The following is a 20,055-nucleotide window of genomic DNA, read 5'->3' as shown; positions in this document are numbered from 1 at the left end:
CTGTCCTGCCGTGTGTCCAGAGATATCGTCGAAGGGCGCGCGCCGGTAGGGCGTGAACGCGCGGGGTGTGGCGCCCCTTTCACACGGGGTGTGAATGGAAAGGCATCGGCATGGGCGAGCCCAACATCCTCCTGGCCGGGCTGATCAGCGAGGCCGGGATCTCCAACGCCGGGCTCGCCATCCGGGTCAACCAGGTGCTGGGCACGCACTACGACCACACCGCCGTCGCCCGGTGGGTGCGCGACCACGCCCTCCCCCGCGGCCGTGCCCCTCTGGTCATCTGCGACATTCTTTCCCGCCGCCTGGGGCGCACCGTTCTCCCTGCGGACGCCGGCCTGGACCCCCGCGCAGCGACCGCGTCACCCGACCTGGAAGCGGTGCTCACCCGGACCAAGGCGATGTGGCGCCATGATTCCCGCGACGCCGGATTCCTGGCCGGAGTGGCGCCGGCGGGCGGAGCCGGCGTCATCCTGCCGCTCTTCGAATGGGAAAACCCGCCGGGCGACCGTGACGTCTCCCGGCGAGGACGAGCGGCGATCGGCCTTTCCGACATCGAACGGCTGCACAGTGCACGCCGGCGCTACGAGGAGATGTACCGCAGAGCGGGCGGGATCCCGGTCCGCCCCCGCCTGGCCCGGTTCCTCACCGAACACGCCACGCCCCTTCTCTCGGCCGCCTACTCCGACTCCACCGGCCGCCGCCTGCACCGGGCGGTCGGCTCCCTGACCGCACTCGCCGGCATCTGCGCCTACGACGTATCGCGCCAAGCTCTGGCGCAGCGCTACTTCCTCGCCGCGCTGCGCATGGCCAAGGCAAGCGGCGACCGCGCCTTCGGCGCCTACGTGGTGGCCCTGCTGTCCAACCAGGCCATGGCCGCCGCCGAGTACCGGCTGGTCATCCAGTACTGCGAGACCGCCCTCCGCGCCGCCAAGGGCGCCCTCACCCCCGCCCTGACCAGTGACCTGTGCACGATGCAGGCCCGCGCGTTCGCCCGCATGGGCGATCGGCAGTCCTGCCACACCCAGATGGCGCTGTCGGAGTCCATGGCCGGGCGCATCCGCGCCGACGCCGAGCCGGAGGAGACCTCCTACGTGCAGCCCGGTCTGCTGGAGACCCAGCACGCCGAGGCCCTGCGGCGGCTGGGCGATCTGGCTCCCGCGGAGCGCTACGCCCACGACGCGGTGCTGACCGCGCACAGCGCACACCTGCGCGGCCAGGTCCACCGCTACGCCGGGCTTGCCCTCATCCGCGCCCAGCGCGGCCGCGTCGACGAGGCGCTGGAACCGGCCCGGCAGATGCTGCGACGGGTCCGCGGAATGGAGTCCGGGCGGCTCCACGACCGCCTGCGGTCCGTGCGCACGGCGCTGGCGTCGCGCAGCGACCAGCCCGATGTGCGGGACTTCGTCGAGCACGCCGATGCCGAACTCGGCCTCGGGGTGTGATGTCCTAAAGGGCGACGCCGCTGACGCCGCCCGCCGCTCCCAGGAGTTGCCCCATGCGCTGGACCGTCCACTCCGAAAAGCCGCTCTACACCGATCCGTGGCTGGACATCCGCATCGCCGACGTGGAGATCACCGGCGGCCGGCACTTGCAGCACCGGCTCATCCGCACAAGCCCCGGGGCCGGAGCCGTCGTTCTCAACGAGCGCAACCAGGTGCTGCTGGAGTGGCGCCACCGCTTCATCACCGACACCTGGGGATACGAGATCCCCATCGGCGGCGTCAACGACAACGAGGCGCCCGCGGCGGCCGCCGCCCGCGAGGTCGAGGAGGAGACCGGCTGGCGCCCCGGCCCGCTGCGCCCCCTGCTCTACGTCCAACCGAGCCCCGGCATCAGCGACTCCGCACACCACGTGTTCCTCGCCGACACGGCTGAGCACGTAGGCGATCCGGCGGAGGACTGGGAGGCCGAACGCATCGAGTGGGTACCGCTGTCGTCCATACCCGAACTGGTCGCCCAGCAAAAAATCGTGGCCGGCACGTCGATGAACGCCCTGCTCTACGCCTACGCCACGACCCGGAACAGGAACTGACGCACAACGATATCGGCGACGGTTCCAGCCGCCGCGGCCTGGCCCTTCACCTCCACGTGCGTGGAGAGCACACCCCCGCGCAGGCGGGGAGCACCCTTCACGAACTGCACAAACGCGGGCCGTTATCAAAACCACACCTACTGGCTCCGATCACATCAACAATAAGCCGCACAAGCCCCACCGAAACCCCCACTCGCAACCCGCCAGCGACAGCCCTTCCCCTATGGCCCCAGGTCGAGGGGCCTCAACCTCACCGCGACAGCCACCGCTCACCCGCACCGCTTTTCAGGGAATCCGCCCCCTCAGACCTGAGCGTTGAGACGCTACGCCGCTGACGGCTCCAGCAGCCCCTGCCGACCCCGCTGCTTGACCAGCCTCCCCCACCGCTGCTTCCGACCGAAAGCCGCGGCTATCTCACCTCCGCTCGGCAAAGACCCATCCGACCTGCGATGCTCCAGAGCCCACCGCCAAGCTTCGACCTGGACCCGAGGAAGCGCCGGTGGTGTGCTGCGGGAGGTGCCGCCAGAACCAACGACATGGAGAGAGGCGGTTTCGTCGCCGCCGCACTGCCGCGCAACAGGCGCGGCCGTGTCCTCGTTCTCGTCTCCCACCCTGTGCTCACCGCGTGGGCTCGCCGCTTCTTCGCGACCGGCGGCGACACGGAGCTGGCGCATCAGCAACTCATAGGCACCCATCAGCGCGAAACTCGGCCAGGTATGGATCACCCGCGACCACAGTGTCGGGTCGGCCACCGCCACGTTCGCGGCCAGCGACGCCGCGCTGCCCACCACCAGCAGCGCCCACGGCAGCACTCCCCCGCGCCGCCCCTGACGGGCGTCGGCCAGCAGCGCCATCGACGCCGCGACGATCATGCCGTCCACCGACAGCGGGAACAGCCCCGCACGCCAGGCCGGCTCGCCATGGCGCAGGGCCAACTCGAACATGTGGGCGTAGGACACCACGGCCGCGATCGCGGCCAGAAGCAGGACGGTGGTCGTGGTGATCCAGCGGGACCACGCCGGACTCGACATGGGGACTCGCACTCCCTTGCAGGTCATCAGCCATACACGGGAGCCGTTCGCCGGTGAGCACTACCCAGGACGCGGGCCGCGGCCGGTCATGGAGACGGCCTTCCCCCGCCGGGGGCATGGAGACGAAATGGAGACGCCAACTCGGGGCGCCGGTCCTCCTTTGTTGATGATTTACTCTCCGCCTCGCTTGCTCCTCTCACGAGCCGGGGATGCTCAAATGCGGACTTCTGTTCGCAGGCACGCCGTTCGGGGATCGGGGATCGGAAATGTCAGCGGTTGAGCCGAATGCGGGCGGTGGCGTCGAAGACGTGCTTTCCGGACGGGTGGCATACCGGGAACGCAACGGCCCGATGCAGGATGTTCCCCGTGACCTCGAGCGGGGCGGGGTGTCGCAGATCGTCTGCAACTCCTGGGTTGCCGCCGCAATCCGCGACATGCGCGTCTACACCTGGCCCTACCGGATCGCGGACCAGGTCCCGGAGGACGTCCAAGGGACCATCACGACGATCTCGTGCAGCGAGAACGGCGGCGACAACATCCTGCTCGCGGCGATCGACACAGCGGGCAGGTTCCATCTGTGGGGCCCCAAGGGCGGGATCGCCGACGGACTCAAAAAGCGCGTACCGCAGTACATCAAGGACAACGTCGTTGACGACGTCGCCGCCGGTAGCGGTTATGTCGTCGCGGCGTCCGGGAGGTACGCGTACTACTGGGGCGGCGAGAAGTGGAGCGGGTACAAGGAGTACCCGGAGCGCATCCTCAGCGTAGAGACCGGCGCCGGCTACCTCATGGTCCGCACCGAGTCCAACACACTGCACATGGATTACCTCGAAGGCTCGGGGCGCCCCGAGGACGGCAGGTGCAAACCGCCGGAAGCGCTCAAGGGGAAGAAGGTGTCAGCCATTGCGGCAACCGGACACAACCCCTTGTTCACGGCGCTTACCGAGGCAGGAGACGCACATTCCTGGGGCTACTCCTACCAGAACTCGTCCCGGTACGGCCATCATGTGGAACCGAATGTGACACAGATATCGGTGTTCGGTTTCGCCGCCGCGCGAAAAGCAGACGGTTCGGCCGTCGCCTGGGAGAAGGCACTGCCGGACGAGACGAGTTCTCATCTCGATGAAGTCTTTCCGAGTTCTCCGAAGGCGATCAAGGGCCCCGACGGGTTCTTCGTGAAGAAGATCGATTTCGGGGGGTCTGTGTCCGAGGTCGCCGCCGGTCCGAGCTGCGCGTTGGCGCTGCTGCCTGCCACCACGTGCAACCTGGTCCTCGACAGCGGCGTGGCGACCCCGATGGCGGTCAAGCCGGGCTCGGACCTGTTCTACTCCTGGGACCTGGGCAACCTCGGTCCGGCGACCGCGAAGAACATCGTACTGACCGTGAAGCTGCCCGACCGGGTGAAGTTGCACGCGAAGTACGACGACCTGGACCCCGACAAGCGCCCGAAGAAGCTGCCGGACGGCAGGTACCAGATCAAGATCGAGGACCAGGGCGTCGGGGAAGGCGGGTGGACCCCGCCCCTGGTGGTCACGGCCGACGACGACGCCGACGGCTACCGGCTCACCGCAACCGCGACCGTCACCGCCGACAACCTCGATCCCGCAGCGCCGTCCAAGCTGACCTGCGACGCCGTGGCCTACTGCTCGGAAGGCGGCTCGGATTGGAAGTCCCTGCTGGAGCAGTGGGCGATCATCCTCTCGCTGTTCGCCGCGCTCGGCATCCTCCTGGGGGCGATCCTGCTGTGCGAGGAGGCCGAGGGCGGGGGCGGAGGCGGTAAGAGCCCGAACTCGCGGTGAAAGAACCGGAACCGCGACAAGGACAAGGCCAAGCGCGCCTCGCTCACCCTGAAGGCCTCGGGTAAACCCTCCAGCCCAGCGGCCGGTGACTCGGTGACGTTCACGTGGAAGGTGACCAACACCAGTTCCAAGAACGCGGCCGAGGCGGTCGCCTTGGGCGTGCGGCTCGACTCCGGGCTGACGATCACCTCCGTCCGCGGCGGCACCAAGACCGGTGGCCGGACCGCCGCGTTGTGGGAGAAGTCGCTGGGTAAGAACGCCGGCTGCACACTCACGATCACGGCCAAGGTCGACGCGGACCCGCCCGCCGAGCACCGGACCTATGGGGCGGTCACCTCGCTGAACGCGTTGCCCAAGACCAAATGGGTCACCCTCAGCCCTCGGCGCAGGTCGACCTGGTCGCTGTCGGACGGTACGGCCGAGCCGGAGTCCGTCGAACCGGCCAAGGACGTGGTGTTCCGGTGGGAGCTGACCAACAGCGGGCCCTCGCCGATGAAGGACGGCATGATCACCGTCACCGTTCCGGAAGGCCTGGAGTCCGCGGTGGTCAAGGTCGACGGCACCGCGGTGAAGACCGGCCTCAAGGGCAACCGGTTGTCCGGGCCGCTGCCGACCGTCAAGGCGAACACCACGCCCAGGATCACGGTGGAGGGCAGGGTCGCGCAGAGGGCGTCGGGTGCGCTCACCACCCAGCTCACCGTCGAGGCCGGGAACGCCACACCGGCCGAGCTGACCAAGACCGCCACCGCGAAGGTCAAGACCACCCTGTGGCTGAACGGCGAGATGCCGGGCGCGGTGGTCGCCACCCGCAAGGCCTACTACAAATGGACCCTCAAGAACACCGGCGCCACTGAGGCGGTGAACGCGGTGCTGCGCGCCCCGCTGCCCCACGTCGGAGGCGGCGTTCGACTACGCCACCGACCAGGTCCAACCCGACGCCGACAACGTCCTGTGGTGGAGGGTCGGCAACCTGGACTCCGGCCAGTCCTTCGAGGCGCTGGCCCATGTCCGCGTCGACCACTCCATGTCCAACAAGCAGCTCACCTCGGTCACCGCACAGGGGTCGGCGGACAACGCGACCACCGCCACCAAGGCGGTCACCGCGGCGGTCAAGGCCAAATACCACCTGGCGGTGGAACCCAAGGCCTCCGCGGCGGCCGTCAAGACCGGTGAAGACGTCACCTTCACCTGGACGCTGAGCAACGACGGCTCCGATGCCAACGACCTCACCGCCACGGTCACCTGCGAACCCGAACTGACCGGCCAGACGCTCTACGACACCACCGGCAAGGCCGTCGCCGGCTCGAAGGTGACGATCCCGAAACTGGAGCCGGACAAACCCCTCACGGTCGAGCTCAAAGGCAAGGCGCCCTCGACCAACACCGTCGTGGCGTGCCTGGAGTTGAGGGAGAAGAACACCACCAACCCCGCTGCCTCGGGCAGCGCCAGCGTGACGGTCAACCCCAACGCGGCGCTCACCCTCGCCGCCGCCTCCGGCACTGCCGCCGCCAAGGCGGGCGGCATCGTCACGGTGTCATGGCAGGCCACCAAGACCGGGACCGACCCGGTGTTCGGAGCCGGCGTCATGGTCAAACCGATCGCGCAGGGCAGGATCATCGAGGCCTGGGCGGACTCGGACACGCCCGTGCGGCCCCGCGCCCTGGACGGAGGTGTGTGGGTGCCACTGCGCGACCTCAACACAACGCCCACCGCACACGTGAAAGCGCGGGTGTACGTCTTCCCGTCCGCGCCCGCCACGCCGATCAAGGTGAACGCCTACGCCCGGTCCGACTCCACCCGCCGCACCGAGGACCAGCCGGTCAGCCTCACCGTGACGCGGGAGCGCACCCTGCGCTGCACCTACGAGAAGACCCCCGCCATCGTGCCCGGCGACACGACCGAACCCACGCTGCTCGTCTTCACGGTCACCAACGAAGGCCCATCGGACTGCCAGGATGCCGCCATCGACATCCAGCGCCCCTCCGCCTTCACCCTTCGCCAAGCCACGCTCAACGGCGAACCCACTGACGTCGACCAGTCGAAAGGCACCTGGAAGATCGCCCGCGGCCTCCTGCCCGCCGATGGCATCGCCCAGATCGTCGCCGACGTCGAGGCCGACCCCGACCTGCCGGCTCCCACCGTCAGTGTTCCCGCGACGTTGAGCAGTTCGGAGACCGGCACCGGCACCGCCACCAGCGGCAGCCCCGACCACCCGGTCACGCCCAGATCCGACATCACCCTCAGACTCGACACCGCCACCCGTGAGACCCAGGTCGGCAGCGACGCCTCCTACGGTTTCACCATAGGCAACGACGGACCGTCCACCGCCGCCGACCTCACTCTGACCGTCACGCTCCAGGCCGCCGGCCCCACCGTCACCGTCAAGAAGGAGAACGCCCCCGACTTCACCATCGACACCACCAAACCCACCACCACCAACCTCATCTGGAAAGGGAAACTGCCGCCCGGCGATGACAGGCCCCTCACCATCAAGGCCACCACCGGCACCGCCCCGGGCAAGATCACCCTTACCGCCAAACTCACCCAGAAGGACGCCACCAACAACAAGGAGACCGAACGCGCCAGGACTCAGCCGATCACCACGACCGTGACCGCCAAGAAATGATCGGGAAGGAACCAGGAAAGCGCGAGGCGCCTGCGCCACCCCCGCGATATACGCGCCGATTTCCAACCCCGCCGCAACGTAGTCCCGAATGCACCCGAAAGGCACACGCGTCCAATAGAAGGAACTTCATCTACCGGTGATCAACTCGATATCGAGCACCTGGACGATGGTTCTCATCGGGAAGGCGTAGGCGTGCCACCACTCGTCGGCCACGGTGGCCCCTCCGGCGAAGTGCAGGCCGACCGGGTTCCGTTTCCCGTCGTCGGTCCACCATACCGATCCCGAGTCCCCCGGCTTCGAGGGGCGCTCGCCCTTCCGGTGGTTCTTTATGACGATGACGTCTTTGAAGACGGCCGTCCTTCCCGTGTGCATGAAGTTCTGGAACGCCCGCGTCTCCTTGATTATGTAGATGTACCCGAACGTCACTCCCGTGGTTCTGCCGGATTTGCCGACCTTCATTCCGTCCTCTGGGCTCTTGATGTCCCCTCCGAGCGGGACCAGGAGATATTTCCCCGTCACGTCGTCAACGATTCTCCGGTCGACACTGAGTTTCCCGGTCTGCTGATCCACGTTTGCCGCGAAGGTCGCCGCATCGGCCAGGTTCTTGGTGTTGCCGTCCAGGACGATATCGCTCATCTTCTCGAGTACGCCCACCTCGAATTTGGGATCATCCGGTTTACTGCCGTCAAACCGACCCTGCTGGAGGATGCGATCTCCGATGACGGAGTCGTTCCAATTCGACGCCAGGACGTGCCGGCAGCTCAGCCCCAATGTCTGTCCGCGGCGTTCACCGGACTTTCCCCGCGCCAAGCAGCCCAACGTACCGCCGTCGACGTATCCCGGAACGCATTCGCGAAAGGTTCCGATCGACATACCGCAGGGTGCTTCACGGACGCACCATCCCCGTTTGCCGTAAGCTCCCTCGTACTGCGGGCTGACCGCTACGTCCAGTCGCGGCTCCTCGCTGACGACGACGCGGATCGGGATCCGGGATGCCGTCTCCCCGCCCAGAGGGGACGCCAGAACGCCGCGCACCTCTTCTTCGGTGGCCGGCTCCGTGAGCGCGACGGACAACGCGTAGTTCTCCCGACCGGCCGGCCGGGACTCGTCTGCCAGGGTGAGGCCCACAGCGCGCACGTTCAGCGTCCCGGGCGCGATCCCTCCGGATTCCTCCTCCCGCCGTACCCGCGGCCACAGCGATTCGGTCAGGTACTCGGCCACGGCGGCATGTGCCTGCCTGATCTCCTCCGGCACATCCGCCGGCCACACGTCCTCCGGCCCTGTGGCAGGTCCCGCGCCGTCTCCCCCTGCACCACTGTCGTTTCCACGCACAGCCGTCCCCTCGTTCCTCGTCTGGGCGCGTTCGCAACCGGCCGGGCGCCGCCCACCCGGCAACCGCGCGCCGGCGGCCGTTTGCCGGAGCGGACACCGCCTGCGGCAAGCGGTCCTGCCTCGCCGCGGTGTCCAAGCTGCCGGTGTTCACGCCTTATCCCGCAGCCGGGCGGTCCCGCGTCCCACGGTGTCCGGTTGCTCGTGCACCCGGCTGCAGACCCCCTGCTACCCATGCAGCCGCCCCTGCTCAGCGCGGTTGACGAGCATTTGGGCAGGCATGGAGGCGCCGGAGTGCGCGGAGCGCGCGCCGCCCCGGCGGGCCACCGCCCGGCGGCGGCCGGTACGGCGGCGTTCGCCGCACCGGTCGCTCCCGCCGGCGGTGCCCGGGTCACACCCGGGGCGCGGCCCGCCGGACGAAGTCCTCCAGCGAACCGGGCTTCACCTGCGGGTACTTGGCGTTGTCAAGGTTGTCGAACTTGGCCTTGCCCGTCACCATGCACCACTGGTACTGCAGCCCCACGTACTCGAACGGGTTCTGGGTGGCGGCGGCCTGCCGGGTGATCTCGGCGCGCAACTCGTCGGCGGTGCCGAGGTTCTTCAGGGTCAGGCTGCGGCCGGTGGCCCGCTCCAGGGTCTGGTGGAACCCGCGCATCGACAGCACCTCACCGGCGAACCGCTGGGTGCCCTTGGCCTGCGGGTCGAGGGCGACCGCGGCGGTGAAGGCGGCGGTGTCGGGAACCGAGGTCATGTCGAGCGGCTGGTCGGGGTCGCCCCAGTGGGAGACGGTGCCCGCCGCCCAGTCGACGAGGCCCAGGAAGCCGATCATGACCTCGTAGAACGCGCCGTTGAGCACGGAAACCACGTCGAGGCCGGTGTCGCCGTACGCGGCCGCGGCCTGCCGGCGCCAGCCGATCATGACGTTGTCCTCGTCGTCCAGTTTGGTGATGTCGACCGCGAAGTCGGACGGGATGAAGCGGCGGGCGCCGGCCTGCTCGGCGGCGCGCACCAGGTTCACCTGCCCGTCGATGACCAGGTCCGGGCCGCCCTGGATTGCCGAGATCACGGTGGTGGCGTGGCCGATCGCGGCGGCCAGCTTCTCCACCGGGTCGGTGATGTCCCCCTCGACGATCTCCAGTCCGCGGGCCTGAAGCGCGGTGAGGGCGGCCTTCTTGCCGCCGTCGGTGCCCGGCCGGACCAGCGCGCGCACGGAGGCGCCCTCGTCCAGCAGGGAGCTGACGATCCGACCGCCCAGCAGGCCGGTGACGCCGGCCACGAAGATCGTGGATGCGGTGGTCATGGTGTTGTCTTTCTCCTCGGTAAGCTCCGGGCCTCGGCCGGCCCGGACGATTGTGCGCGAGGTGCGTGCCGCGGAGGTGGTTCAACCTCTCTCGCGGGTGGCTCTGGCCGACATCCGGCCTGATCGCGCCGGCGGCCGCCGGGCCGAGCACCTCGGCGGCGTCTCCCCGGCCCCTCGCCGGCCTCGCCGCAACGGCCAAACCGTGGCGACACGCTCCTCGATGAGCGGAACGACGCCGGCGGCATCGGGCCGATGCTCCGCGGGGGCAGTACGCGCGGTGGAGTCCACCCCTCCGACGCGGCGTGACACTGCCGTAGACGAGGTGAGGGTGACGATCACTCAGGGCGGTGCGGCGCGGCCTGGGGTCCGCCGGGTGCCGGGGGCCGAAGCGGCCGCGCCGCCGTCACTCGTGCCGTCCCGGGGCGCTGAAGAGGGCACGGTTTCCTACCCCTTCCTCTCGATCGCCGCGGCGAAGGCCGCCAAATGCGTGGCCAGGCTCTTGATGTCGGCGGTGCTCCAGTCCTCCATCAGCTCCGCGACGATGGCGGCCCGGGCCTGCCACAGCTTGCGGATGGCCTGCTTGCCGGCCCGGCTGACGCTCACCAACTGGGCGCGGGAGTCCGCCGGGTCGGGCTCGCGGACGATGAAGCCGCGGGCCTCCAGCCGCTTGGCGGGCGGGGTGAGGGTGGACTTGTCGACCTCCATCAGGTCCGCGAGGACCGACAGCCGCACGGGTGCGTGGTGGGAGATCTGGGCCAGCAGCGTGTAGTCCCCAAGGGACAGCTCCAGACCGGAGGCCGCCATGATGCGGCGCCTCGCCGCCGTGGAGAACATCCAGTTCCCCACCACGGCAAGGGCCGACGCCACCTCGCCGGATGCCTCGCGCTGCTCGTCCGTTCCGCCTGCTGGATTGGCCGACGTGCGTCCCATGTCCGGCACCGCCCCCGTTCGGTTGGTTGTTACCAACCAACTATTACTGCAGGGGCGCGTCTCTGGCAAGTACGTCGCCCTCTCGTGATCGGGGACTCCACCGTCACGGTGCCGCTGATACCCGCCCAACCGCCGGTCGGGGGCGATGCCGGTCAGCCGGTGCGCGGTGGTTAGGCTGCTCGGGTCCTTGTCGTGTCGTGGTTCTTCGGGGTGTCAGTGAGGTCGATCGACCGCACCGCGTACCCGCGGTTGGTACCTGGCGTGTTTCCCGTGGCTGGACCGCGTCCGCGGGCCGGCGCCGGCTCGTCTGCGTGGCGCGCGGAGGCCGGCCGAGGACTCGCCGTGCGCGGTGGACGCGGACCGGACCGGCAGGCGGCACGGCGGTCCGGCCGATGATCGTGCCGGGCTCGCCGACTCGTACTCCGAGTGGGGAGGAGCGCCGCACGGCCGCCGGGATCAGTGCACGTCCGGCGCCCGCCTTGCGGCGGTACGTCGACTCGTATGTCGGTTTCGACCTGCGCGGGCTCGCGGCGGGGGTGCACTGCGGCCCGCCGAGCCGCGCTCTCACCGCGGTGATCAGCCTGTCGGACCCGTTGGAGGTGGCGGCGGGCGTCGGCGACGGGTCGCCGGTCACCCGATTCGCCAGTGTGGCCGGCGGCCTGATGGGCCGGTCCGTCGCGATCCACCACGACGGGCGCCAGCACGGTGTGAAGGTGGCGCTGACACCGCTCGGGGCTCGCGCCGTCTACGGCATGCCCGCCGCTGTGCTCGCCCACCGGCTGGTCCCCCTGGAGGAGCTTCTCGGAGCGCTGGGCGTCGAACTGGCCGACCGGCTCCGAGCGGCGTCGAACTGGGCGGCGCGGTTCGCCGTACTGGACGAGTCGCTCCTGCGCGCTGTTGGGCGTGGCGCCGGCAGCGGCCATGTGCGCCGGATGCGGCCCGAGGTGGCCGAGGCCTGGCGCCGCCTCGTCGCCGCCCGGGGCCGCGTCCAGGTCGGCGCGGTCGCCGCGGAACTGGGCTGGAGCCGCCGGCACCTCACCGAGCGGTTCCGCGGCGAGCTGGGCCTGACGCCGAAAGCCTTCGCCCGCGTTCTCCGCTTCGAGCACGCCCACGACCTGGCGACGGCGCGGGACCGGCTCCCGTGGTCCGATGTGGCGACCATGGCCGGCTACGCCGACCAGGCTCACCTCGTGCGGGACTGGAGCGAGTTCACGGGCCGAACGCCGACGGCCTGGCGTCGCAGCGAGGTCAGCTCCCCGAACGCCCGTCAGCCGGCTGGTTCCAGCAGTGCCTGGGAGCCGTCGTCGAACGGCTGCGAGCGGAGACCGACGCGACGATCGGCCTGCTGTCGCTCCCGGTCCTCGGCCAGCAGCTCGACGGAGCGGCGGCGCAGGCGTCGCAGCGGTACAGCCGGATGATCGCCGAAGTCGCCACCGCCCACGCGGTGACCTACCTTCCACTCCACGAACGCCAGATGGAGGAACTTCGCCAAGCGGACCCACCGCCGATTCCCTACCGGGAGGTGACCCCCGCCGCGGGCCTCGGCGTCCTCGTGCAGCGCGCGGTGCTCCGCCGCAGCCTCGACACGATCTCGCGGCGCCGGAACCTCGTGCTCACGACCGACCACATCCATCAGAACAGCCGCGGCGCCGCCCTGATCGCCGAGGTCATCGACGCCGGCCTCCTGGCCCGGAACGCGTAGCCGGTTCCACGATCGCAGCCGGACCGGATACCGACCAGCTGGTCGGCGGCTCAACCCACCCCGCCCGGGCCGGTACCGAGGCTGTCCAGCGCCATGGCCTCGCCGTGGCGGTCACCCGCCTCCCGAAACAGCGCGCGGGCGGTCGTGTGGACCTGAACCGCCTCCTCAAACCGCCGCACCCCGGCCAGGGCGAGGCCGAGGCTGTTCACCGCCGCTGCCTCGCGGCGGCGGTCACCGGACTCCTGATGCAGGGTGCGGGCGGTGGTGTACGCCTGGACCGCCTCCTCGAAGCGCCGCGCCTCCAGAAAGGCGGCGCCGAGACTGTTCACCGCGTTGGCCTCGCGGTGCCGGTCGCCGGTCTGCTGGTAGAGGGTGCGAGCGGTGGTGTGGGCTTCGATCGCCTCCTGAAACCGCCGCACTCCGGCCAGGGCGGCGCCCAGGTTGTTCCACGCGGCGGCCTCTGCCTTCGTGCGGCCGGTGGTGCGTGCGGTGTCGCGGGCGAGGGTGGACAGGCTGATCAGCTCGTCGAAGCGGCGCCGGCGGTCCAGGTGGACGCCGAGGTCCAGGGGCAGGGCCACGGCGATGTCGGTGTGTCCGGCGTGCTGCGCCGCGTAGGCGGCGGCGCTGAGGTTGGGGAATTCGGTGTCCAGCCACGCCAGCGCGTCGGCGGTGCCGGTGAAGGTGGCGGGGACCGCCTCACCGGGCAGCGCCTGCAGGTGGATGGCGGCGTCCGCGGTCAGGCGGGTGTAGTGGTCCAGCAGCCGCCTGCGCGCGGCCTCGACTTCGGTGCCGGTGTGGTGGGTGAGGTGGTGGCGGGCGTGGTCGGTGAGCAGGTCGTGCATGGACCACCGGCCCCCGGGGTGGGAGGTGAGCAGGCGGGCGCCGGCCAGGTCCTGCAGCACCTCCTCGGCCTCCTCGGCCTCCAGCCCGGTCAGCACCGCGGCGGCCTCGGTGGCGATGTCGGGGCCGGGGTTGACCCCCAGCAGCGCGAACACGCGGGCCTGGCCGGGGGTGAGGCGTTGGACGGACAGGTCGAACACCGCCCGCACGGTGCGTTCGCCGTCGTCCAGCCGCTCCAGCCGCCGGCCCTCCTGGGCCAGGCGCCGCGCCAGCCGGGCCGGGTCCAGGTGGGGGGCGCGCACCAGCAGCGCGGCGCTGATCTCCAGCGCCAGCGGCAGGTACCCGCACCACCGGGCGACCTCGGCCAACTCCTCGGTGCGGCCGCTGCGGGAATCATCGGCGCCGAGGATCGCGGCCAGCAACGCGACGGCCGCCTTGGGGGTAAGGACGTCCACGTCGATGCGGCGGGCCCCGGCCAGCGAGTGCAGCGTGCTGCGGGAGGTGACCAGCAGCCGGTGCCCGCCGGGACCGGGCAGCAGCGGCCGCACCTGCTCGACCGCTGCGGCGTTGTCGGCCACCACCAGCACCGGGCGGCGGTGCTCGTCGCGGTCGCTCAGGGCGGCCAGGGCGGAGCGGTAGAAGGCGGCCCGCTCCTCCAGGGCGGGCGGGATCTTCTCCACGTCCACGCCCAGGGCGCGCAGCAGGGTGTCCAGGGCGGCGTTGGCGTCGACCGGCTGGGCGCCGGGAGTGTGGCCGCGCAGGTCCACGAACAGCTCCGCGCAGAACCACCCCCGCTGCCGGGCGGCGGCGCCCACTGCCAGGGCCAGGGCGGTCTTGCCCACCCCGCCCATCCCCGCCACCGCCGAGACCACCACCCCCGCCCGATCGGCGCCTGTAGTGGGGTCCACGGCGGCCAGCAGCTCCTCCAGGAGAGCGTCGCGGCCGGTGAAGCCGGCCGGCGGGGTGGGCAGGGCGTGCAGCGCGGTCACCGGCCCGGCCGGGTGGTGGTGCTCGACCTTCTTGCCGATGACGTCGCCGCCGGCGCGCACGGCGGTCTGCCTGATCCGGTCCCCGCCAGCGGGCGGGTCCGGCTGCTCGCGGTTCACGGTGACGCCTCGGGCGGCCGCGGGCGCGGGGTCTCCTGCTTGCCGATCACGTCGCCGCCGGCCCGGACGCGCCGCTGGCGGATCCGGTCACCCCCCGAGCCCCGCCCGCTCTTGCCGATGACGCCGCCCTTCGCGCGGACGCGGGACTGCTCGATGTCATCACCCGAGGCCGGGCCGGGGGCCTCACCGGAGGCCGGGGCCAGGGCCCGCACCAGCGCCCCCGCGGCCACCGCGGCGCAGCTCAGCACCCCCGCCACCGCGTTGGCGGGCTGCCACCCCTGCCCCCACACCACCCAGGCCAGCGTGGCCAGCACCCCCAGCCCACCCGAGGCGTACAGCACCCGCTCGACCCTCGTCATGGTGGAGAGTCTGCCCGCCCCGCACCCCACCGGGCGGCATCACTGCCCTGCTGGCACAAACCGGCCACCACGGCAGCAGCGGGCTCGTCGAGGCTCTGGGGGTAGAGGTCGGGACCGGTCGGGCGCCCCCTGCGGCGGACGCGGCCGGTGCGGGTGACCGCGCGGCGCGCCGGGCCGCCCTCCCAGCGATGATCGCCTCCGCTTGGGAACCGGGAGCCGGGCATGCGGGCGGCCGCTTTTGGCCTCGTGCAGGCGGTGGGCGCCCCGGACACGGACGGGCTCGCCGCCCGTCCACGAGGACGCCCACATGGGCAGGACCTCCCGGGGAGCGCACGACATGATCTGCGTATTACGCGAACCACATCAAGGACGCGGGCCCGATGGGTGCCGGGGCCGCCGATGTGTCGCACCCGCCGCCTACGATGAGCGCACGCCGTGCGCGACGGCCTGCTTCCAGCCGCCCCGCCCACCCCGCCCCCTCCATTCGCGGTCGTGCCGCGCACCATCCGGGTGGGCGGCCGCGATCCGGCGTCCGGGGCACTGACCGTCGCGGCCGCCTCACCGTGGTGGCCCCCCGCCGACGACACCGAGTACGAGGAGTGAGCATGTCCGAGCCGACGCCGCCCACCGCCGCCGACCAGGAGGCCGTCATGGGCGTAATCCGCCGCCTGGCGGCGGCCGCCTCCCAGGCCCAGCGCGAGGCCGCCTCCGTGCCGAACGAGGCCGCGGCGGCGGAGCAGGTGCGCGCGGCCATGGCCGAGGTGGCCGAGCAGGCCCGGGCGGACATGCGGGCCATCGGCCCCGCGGCCGTGGCCGCGCTGCACGCCGCGATGCACCGCGACGACGAGGAGTGAGCCCCCTGCCGGTGGACGAGGCGCAGCCCCGAGGCCGCCGTGCTGGAGGGCGGACCCGATGCCTGGAACCTGGCCGCTGTCGGGCGCCTGCGCGCCCCCTGCCACGCCGGCCGTCTGGGGTACTGACCGCTCCTTGCGAGACGACGCGGCCCCCGGCCGGAACGGACGGGGCACCGAATCATGGGGTGCCCACGCAACCGGGGCGGCTACCGCCGCACGGGCGGGCCGAGACCTGACCGCCCGGTCGGGGCCGAGCGCCGCAGGCCGAGGCCGGGGGCTGCGGACTGCCGGGTGCCGTACTCAGCGGCCTCGCGGCCCGGTCGGGCCGCTTAGGGCCGCTGGTGCGCCTTCCACGCCAGGTGCAGGTCTCGCCGACGCTCGTATTCCTTCTTGGTGCGGAGCAGCGGATCGGTTTCGGGGGTCAGGGCAGCAGGGCCCATGACGTGCAGAAGCGCGTAGTTGATACGGAACCCCACCCTGTACAGCAACGAGAACGAGTCGTTTCCACTCGGCTTCTCCACGGCCGTCCCCTCACCTTCAGCCGGGCCGCGGACGCACGAGAGCGCAATCGAGCAGCGTCGCCGGCGAATCCACGCGCTTTCCCGCCAGCAGCGTACCCGCCCGGTTTTCGCCGTCCCGATCGCCCCGGTTCCGCTGACCTGGGCTGCCGGCGGACCCGGGCGCGCGGTCGTGCTCACCGAACCGCGGAAGCCGGTCTTCAGCGTTTTCGCCGGTGGCCTGATGAGGCCACTCTGCGCATACGAGACCTCTGCGGATTGTCACCGCCGTCGGTGATGATGGCGATTGCCCGTACCCTGCCCCGCACACAGGAGCCGCCATGCCCGCGCGCGACTTCAGCGGCCGGTTCTCCGACTGGCCGACCACCGTGCTCATCCTCTTCGCGGTCGTCCTCTTCATCAACGTCATCGGCTAGGCCCCCGGCGGGGCCCGGTACCACCCCCCGCACCCAGCCACGATCTCCCCCTCTCTGTCGTCTGGAGGATGGCGATGATGGCGCCCGCCCACGCCGCCACCGGCCTGCTCGCCGGTGTCCTGGCCACCCACGCCATGTCCCCGCTCATGGACGTCGGCCCCCTGGAGGTCGCCGCCGGCGCCGCGATCGGCGCCGGCGCGGCCCTGCTCCCCGACATCGACCACCCCGGATCCACCGTCGCCCGCGCCCACGGCCCCCTCACCGCGTGGCTCTCCCGCGCGGCGCGGTGGGCCTCGACCGAGACCTACTACCGGACCCTCACCCGCCACGACACCGTGGCCGACGGCGCCCACCGGTTCCTCTGGCACACCCCCGCCGCCGCCCTGGCCACCGGCCTGGCCGTCGGGATCGGTGCGACGCTGAGCACCTGGGTGCTGGCCGGGGTGCTGTGGTTCACCATCGGGCTGGGGGTGCGCGGCCTGGCCCAAGGGCTCCCGCGCGGCCGCCCCTCCGGCCTGGCCGCAGCCCTTCTCCCACGCGGCCTGCCGCGGCTGCGGCGGCACCTCCTTCGGTGGCCCGTGATCACGGCCGTGGCGGCCGCGGCCACCGGTGTGCTGCTCTACGCGGGCGCCTCGCCCGGCCCCTACGTGGGCGCGGTCCTGGCGGGCGGCATGGTGACCGGCATCCTCGGCGACGCGCTGACCCGCTCGGCGGTGCCGCTGGCCTGGCCGGTGCCGGTGCGGGGCCGCCGGTGGGCCATGGTCGGCCTACCCCGCCGCATGCGGTTCGCCACCGGCACCTGGCCCGAGCGCGTCATCGGCTGGGGGTGCGCGGCCGCCACCCCGCTCGCCGGCGGCGCCCTGCTGTAACCCCCCGATCCGCATCGCAACGCCCGTCCCACTCAGGAGGCAACCCATGGGCGGTCGAGGTGGGTGCGAGTACTGCGGCCGAAGGGTCGCCCGCGTGAAAAGCGGCCTGCGCGCGGTCCGGCGGGCGAGCTCAAGGGTGTAGACGATGCCGGCGCGCTTGGACTTCGCGTAGGCGCCCATGGCGCGGTAGCGCTTCTCGCCTGACCCGCTCCCGTTGAGCAGCTCCTCGGCCTTCGCGGCGCCCCGAGGCGAACCCCTACGAGCGGCCGACCCGGTGGCCCCCGACGCCGACCGCGGCACCGCCCCCGGACGGCGCGTGGGCAAGGGCGCCCGCCGACCGGTCCTTTGCGCGCCAGTACACCGCCACCGCGACGGCCAGGGCGAACGTGACCAGGAAACGCAGGAGCTGGCCCGTACCGCCCACCTCGGGCACCAGGGCGTCGGCCGCGTTCCACGCGGCGTGCACCAGCACGGCCGACCACACGCCCCCCTCCAGATGCTCGAAGGCGAACAGCATGATGTAGCTCAGCGGCAGAAGGGTGACGAAGAACAGCGCGCCCTCGACCGTCAGCAGACCGGTCTCGTGCTGTCCCGTGCCGTTGAGGAAGAACAGCGGCAGGTGCCACAGCGCCCACGCCGCCCCGAGCAGGAGGGCGGTCCGCAGCCGGCCGTAGACGGTGCGCAGCCGCGGCTGGACGTAGCCGCGCCACCCGAACTCCTCGGCGAGCGGGCCCGCCAGCAGCGTGTAGGCCAGGACGCCGAGCCAGCCGCCGACGCTCGCCGCCACCTCTGCCGCGTGCTGGGGGACGGCCTCCAGGTGGTCCCGGTTCAGCAGCAGGGAGACAAGGAGCATCGGGGCCGCTCCCAGGAGCACCGAGAGCACCGGCCAGGAGGCGCGCAGGCGCACGCGGGCGCGCGGCAGCTCGCGGCGGTCGCGCAGCCACATCACCACGGCCGCCAGCGTGGGGCCGCAGGCGGCGAGTGTGAACACGGGCATCGCCAGCCCTTCGTCGACATTGGCACCGGTCACCGCCAGCGCGGCCATCGGCACCCAGGTGATCAGCAGGCAGACGACGGCGAACCGGACCAGCCGCCGGCCGAAGCGCAGGCCCGGCGCCGGTGGGTCGATCGGTCGGTCGAGCGGTTGAGAGGAGGACATGGCTGCCTTTCCGCGGCTTGGGGTATCCGCAACCGAGCCGTTCCGGCTCGCGGTTCGGAGTCGCCAGCCTCGCGGACCCGCCGGTCTGTGTCAGGGGTGCCCGCACCCGGCCCTGCGTGGTGCGCGCACCCCGCGCCATGGGCGAAGCGAGGACCGCACCCGCGGCGCCGGGACCGCGCCGTCACCGCCGCCTGGCGCCGGGCTCCTGCGCGGGATCCACCGGGCGCGGCCGGCGGCGGGAGCTGCGCTCGGCCGCGGCCGGGGCCGCCCGGCCGTGCCCCAGCGGAGCACCCGAGCGGCGGCGCGGTGGTCCGGGGGCTTCACGACTGCCGGCCGGCCTCATCGGGCGCGGGGGTGAGGGCGGCGACGGTCAGGGTCAGGTGCTGGACCAGGACCTCGGCGGCGGTGTCGGCGTCGCGGGCCAGCGCCGCCTCCTCCAGGCGGCGGTGCTCCGCGGCGCCGTCGCGGTCGGGCGTGCGCCGCGCCGACCAGCGGCGGGCCAGCTCGCCGGCCGTCCACAGCCGGTCGAACGTGTCCAGCAGCACGGGGTTGCCGCACCCCTCCAGCAGCGTGCGGTGGAAGACGCGGTGCGCCTTTGACCACGCGTCGGTGTAGTACTCGCCTTCGTCCGGCGCATACGGCGGCGTGCGCGCCAGGCGGTGGTGGGCCGCGCGCACCCGCGCCTCCCAGTCGAGGTCGCCGCGCTCGATCGCCAGGCGCAGCATGACCGGCTCGATCGTACGGCGGGCCTCCGCGATCTCCTGCCACCGCCGGTCGGAGAAGTCGGGGACGGCGAAGCCGCGGTTGGGCAGGCGCACCGCGATCCCCTCGCCGACCAGCCGCACCAGGGCCTCGCGCACGACAGCCAGGCTGACCTGGTGCCGCTGGGCGAGTTGCTGCGGCTTGAGCGCCTCACCCGGGGCGTACTCGCCCCTCATGACCCCTTCCCGAAGGCGGGCGTGAACACGCTCGGAGAGCATCTGCTTGGTCGAGGAACCGGCCGTCTGCGTCATGCGCCCAGGATAGACCATCCGAAAAATAATCGATTATCTTTGCTAGAGTCGATGCAGTGCGGACGGCACTCTCGATGCCGCCGTCCGCGCATGCCGACCCACCGGTCGGCACCCTCGCCACTTTTATGGAGGAACAGACGTGAACGACCGCCTTCGCCCGCCTCCCCCGTGT

Annotated in this window: 17 protein-coding genes and 1 pseudogene; 9 read left to right on the top strand and 9 right to left on the bottom strand. The window is 71.6% G+C overall.

Annotation, left to right across the window (positions count from 1 at the left end):
• Positions 1 to 110: 110 nt before the first annotated feature.
• Positions 111 to 1,442 carry a transcriptional regulator gene (locus tag HNR12_RS27345; RefSeq protein ID WP_179770239.1) on the top strand — a complete coding sequence of 444 codons (1,332 nt, stop codon included), beginning with the start codon at positions 111 to 113 and terminating at the stop codon, positions 1,440 to 1,442.
• A 53-nt stretch (positions 1,443 to 1,495) separates the two neighbouring features.
• Complete coding sequence (locus HNR12_RS27340; RefSeq protein ID WP_179770238.1) at positions 1,496 to 2,032, top strand: NUDIX domain-containing protein; 537 nt, start codon at positions 1,496 to 1,498, stop codon at positions 2,030 to 2,032.
• 323 nt (positions 2,033 to 2,355) lie between these two features.
• Here the strand turns inward: HNR12_RS27340 and HNR12_RS27335 are convergent, their stop codons facing one another.
• Complete coding sequence (locus tag HNR12_RS27335) at positions 2,356 to 3,063, bottom strand: DUF2637 domain-containing protein (RefSeq protein WP_179770237.1); 708 nt, start codon at positions 3,061 to 3,063, stop codon at positions 2,356 to 2,358.
• A 266-nt stretch (positions 3,064 to 3,329) separates the two neighbouring features.
• Between HNR12_RS27335 and HNR12_RS27330 the strand changes: the two genes are divergently transcribed.
• From HNR12_RS27330 to HNR12_RS28935, 3 genes and pseudogenes are all read left to right on the top strand, one after another.
• Positions 3,330 to 4,862, top strand: coding sequence for a hypothetical protein (locus tag HNR12_RS27330; RefSeq protein WP_179770236.1), 1,533 nt, complete (start codon positions 3,330 to 3,332; stop codon positions 4,860 to 4,862).
• A 48-nt stretch (positions 4,863 to 4,910) separates the two neighbouring features.
• Positions 4,911 to 5,150, top strand: a pseudogene (locus tag HNR12_RS28940) (hypothetical protein); the annotation flags it as partial.
• Positions 5,151 to 5,886: 736 nt separating this feature from the next.
• Complete coding sequence (locus HNR12_RS28935) at positions 5,887 to 7,488, top strand: hypothetical protein (RefSeq protein WP_246425184.1); 1,602 nt, start codon at positions 5,887 to 5,889, stop codon at positions 7,486 to 7,488.
• 126 nt (positions 7,489 to 7,614) lie between these two features.
• On the opposite strand, the gene HNR12_RS27320 is transcribed toward HNR12_RS28935, so the two are convergent.
• From HNR12_RS27320 to HNR12_RS27310, 3 genes are all read right to left on the bottom strand, one after another.
• On the bottom strand, positions 7,615 to 8,709 hold the full coding sequence (locus HNR12_RS27320) for a hypothetical protein (RefSeq protein ID WP_179770234.1): 1,095 nt from the start codon (positions 8,707 to 8,709) through the stop codon (positions 7,615 to 7,617).
• A gap of 499 nt (positions 8,710 to 9,208) precedes the next feature.
• On the bottom strand, positions 9,209 to 10,117 hold the full coding sequence (locus HNR12_RS27315) for an NmrA family NAD(P)-binding protein (protein WP_179770233.1): 909 nt from the start codon (positions 10,115 to 10,117) through the stop codon (positions 9,209 to 9,211).
• A 444-nt stretch (positions 10,118 to 10,561) separates the two neighbouring features.
• Positions 10,562 to 11,047, bottom strand: coding sequence for a MarR family winged helix-turn-helix transcriptional regulator (locus tag HNR12_RS27310; protein ID WP_179770232.1), 486 nt, complete (start codon positions 11,045 to 11,047; stop codon positions 10,562 to 10,564).
• A 392-nt stretch (positions 11,048 to 11,439) separates the two neighbouring features.
• Here HNR12_RS27310 and HNR12_RS27305 point away from each other — a divergent pair, with 392 nt between their 5' ends.
• Both HNR12_RS27305 and HNR12_RS28045 read left to right on the top strand, forming a co-directional pair.
• Entirely contained in the window at positions 11,440 to 12,465 is a 1,026-nt protein-coding gene (locus HNR12_RS27305; RefSeq protein ID WP_246425183.1) for a helix-turn-helix domain-containing protein, read from the top strand.
• Positions 12,462 to 12,749 carry a hypothetical protein gene (locus tag HNR12_RS28045; RefSeq protein WP_218902066.1) on the top strand — a complete coding sequence of 96 codons (288 nt, stop codon included), beginning with the start codon at positions 12,462 to 12,464 and terminating at the stop codon, positions 12,747 to 12,749. The genes HNR12_RS27305 and HNR12_RS28045 overlap by 4 nt, the downstream gene beginning before the upstream one ends.
• Positions 12,750 to 12,799: 50 nt before the next feature.
• On the opposite strand, the gene HNR12_RS29685 is transcribed toward HNR12_RS28045, so the two are convergent.
• Both HNR12_RS29685 and HNR12_RS27290 read right to left on the bottom strand, forming a co-directional pair.
• Positions 12,800 to 14,695: a tetratricopeptide repeat protein gene (locus HNR12_RS29685; protein WP_179770231.1), complete on the bottom strand. Its 1,896-nt coding sequence runs from the start codon at positions 14,693 to 14,695 to the stop codon at positions 12,800 to 12,802.
• Entirely contained in the window at positions 14,692 to 15,054 is a 363-nt protein-coding gene (locus HNR12_RS27290; RefSeq protein ID WP_179770230.1) for a hypothetical protein, read from the bottom strand. The genes HNR12_RS29685 and HNR12_RS27290 overlap by 4 nt, the downstream gene beginning before the upstream one ends.
• A 605-nt stretch (positions 15,055 to 15,659) precedes the next feature.
• On the opposite strand from HNR12_RS27290, the gene HNR12_RS27285 reads away from it, so the two are divergent.
• Entirely contained in the window at positions 15,660 to 15,908 is a 249-nt protein-coding gene (locus HNR12_RS27285) for a hypothetical protein (RefSeq protein ID WP_179770229.1), read from the top strand.
• Positions 15,909 to 16,237: 329 nt separating this feature from the next.
• Here HNR12_RS27285 and HNR12_RS27280 read toward each other — a convergent pair whose 3' ends face one another.
• Complete coding sequence (locus tag HNR12_RS27280; protein ID WP_179770228.1) at positions 16,238 to 16,429, bottom strand: hypothetical protein; 192 nt, start codon at positions 16,427 to 16,429, stop codon at positions 16,238 to 16,240.
• 481 nt (positions 16,430 to 16,910) lie between these two features.
• Here HNR12_RS27280 and HNR12_RS27275 point away from each other — a divergent pair, with 481 nt between their 5' ends.
• Positions 16,911 to 17,711: a metal-dependent hydrolase gene (locus tag HNR12_RS27275; RefSeq protein WP_246425182.1), complete on the top strand. Its 801-nt coding sequence runs from the start codon at positions 16,911 to 16,913 to the stop codon at positions 17,709 to 17,711.
• A gap of 256 nt (positions 17,712 to 17,967) precedes the next feature.
• Here HNR12_RS27275 and HNR12_RS27270 read toward each other — a convergent pair whose 3' ends face one another.
• Together HNR12_RS27270 and HNR12_RS27265 are read right to left on the bottom strand one after the other, a co-directional pair.
• A complete protein-coding gene (locus tag HNR12_RS27270; RefSeq protein WP_179770227.1) occupies positions 17,968 to 18,870 on the bottom strand; it encodes a CPBP family intramembrane glutamic endopeptidase in 903 nt (300 codons plus the stop codon).
• 320 nt (positions 18,871 to 19,190) lie between these two features.
• Positions 19,191 to 19,883, bottom strand: coding sequence for a GntR family transcriptional regulator (locus HNR12_RS27265; RefSeq protein WP_179770226.1), 693 nt, complete (start codon positions 19,881 to 19,883; stop codon positions 19,191 to 19,193).
• Positions 19,884 to 20,055 lie beyond the last annotated feature (172 nt).

Source organism: Streptomonospora nanhaiensis, assembly GCF_013410565.1.
GTDB classification, from domain to species: domain Bacteria; phylum Actinomycetota; class Actinomycetes; order Streptosporangiales; family Streptosporangiaceae; genus Streptomonospora; species Streptomonospora nanhaiensis.
This window is presented reverse-complemented; position numbering and strand designations above follow the sequence as displayed.